This is a genomic window from Bradyrhizobium sp. (genome assembly GCF_049586575.1).
Classification (GTDB): domain Bacteria; phylum Pseudomonadota; class Alphaproteobacteria; order Rhizobiales; family Xanthobacteraceae; genus Bradyrhizobium.
In genome coordinates, this window is the sequence record NZ_JBAVCF010000186.1 from 1 (window position 1) to 1563 (window position 1563).

General features: G+C 59.3%; 2 protein-coding genes. Both read right to left on the bottom strand.

Going from position 1 to position 1563, the window contains the following annotated elements; genetic code table 11:
- Positions 1-402: 402 nt before the first annotated feature.
- The gene (locus WB528_RS07155) at positions 403-960 is read right to left on the bottom strand and encodes a hypothetical protein (protein WP_423887721.1); all 558 of its coding nucleotides are present in this window, start codon (positions 958-960) and stop codon (positions 403-405) included.
- A partial coding sequence (locus WB528_RS07160) for a hypothetical protein (protein ID WP_423887722.1) occupies positions 953-1563 on the bottom strand: 611 nt, incomplete at its 5' end. The genes WB528_RS07160 and WB528_RS07155, both read right to left, overlap by 8 nt.

Sequence of the window (1563 nt, forward strand, 5' to 3'; positions counted from 1 at the left end):
CCCTACCCTATCCTGGCCCGGGTGATGACGGCACGCCGGGACAACCTGAAAGAGACAATAGCAGCGCTCGAACGGCGACTCTCCTCCGAACCGGCAGGGGTAGCTTTTGGCTAACGGAACGAGACGCTCCGCGACGCGATCACGTCCACTCTGCGAAGGACGAAACTTGGCGGCTGCGTCGAACTGTTGGCACCGGGAAGCCTGCCGAATGACGGCTAGGTGATCGCGGAATGGGCGAGGCGGTGACCCACCCTTGGACAGCCGTTCGGTTCCATGGCGATCGTGATTGCGCCAGAGGGCATCTTGCGGATCAATTATCGCGAGCTCACCCTTGAAACAATTGGATGTTTTGGCTTTGTTCTGCCAAAATCCGACTCATCATCAATCTACTTGAGATAGCATCTACAATACCTTACAACTTTTATCGTAGGCTCGTATCGCAAACTTGCGCCGCGAGAGCGCACGCCGTTCGTAACGGTCCATGGCTAGCAACTGACGAGCCTTGTCCGACAAGATCATGGCAAGCTTGAGCGGCCCGCTCGGCTTTGAGTCCAGAAATTTAACCACATCGTATGGCATCGGCGTAAATGCACCGGCGTCCCGCAGACAGCGGAGAACCATTGCATCCTTTTCGCGCACCCGCGCATCAGACTCGTAGTCGGGATCTCTCAATGCTCGGTTCAGGAGCTCATGGCGCGCGTAACGCACGCGCCGGAGATCAATCTCCGCTTCGGCAACCCGGCGCGCCAGTTCCAATACTTCGGCGTCGGCGTCGGGCCCGGTAATTTCGCGCGCTAGCGCGTCCACCTCTTCGGAAAACACGGAACCGGAAAAAACCGGCACGCTCAAGCCGTGGCGAAGCGCGTTTCGCGCCGTGCGGGCGCGGCCCTGCGCCGTTTTCGGACCGGTGCTGGCCCGAGCGTTGGCGCGGTTTGCTCGGATCTTGCGGGTGCTAGCCACGCCGGATCGTTCCCTTCGCCTGATTCACCTTCGATGACTTGGCGATCGCCGTTCTCGAATTTCTGAGCGTTCGTCCCGTCGCAGTCCGCGATTCACGGCGAGCCTGCACCGGGCCTTGTCCTTCCGCAGGCGTCGTCTCGATTACCTCAAATTCGCCCTCCTCAACTTCTTGCACGTTCCGCCGCAGCGCTTCGCCGAGCACCGCACGACGCCGTTCAATCTCGCGCAGGCTGATATTGCGGCGAGTCTCGGCGATCGTGATCAGGCGATCGAGCCGCTCGATTTCATCGAAGACGTTTGCGCTGAAACCATGGAACATGAGGTCGTGGATGGTCCGGCCGCTCGAAGCCAGAAGCTCTTTCACCAGCCTGGTAGCCTCTGGTTCGCGCCGCGCATACTCTTCGGCAAGCTGTTCCGCCCTTTGGGCCTTTACTTCGTCCAGTATCTGCTCCGCGTCCAGTTCGGCAGCATCGAGAAGCACCCTGACCTTCTTCACAGCGTCCGGTTGCGACAGGACGTACTGGTTCGCTAGTTCTTTCGCCTCTTCCGCTAGATTTTTCTGAGGAGATTCCGGAAGAACTTCCGTAAGAGTTTCCGCAAGAG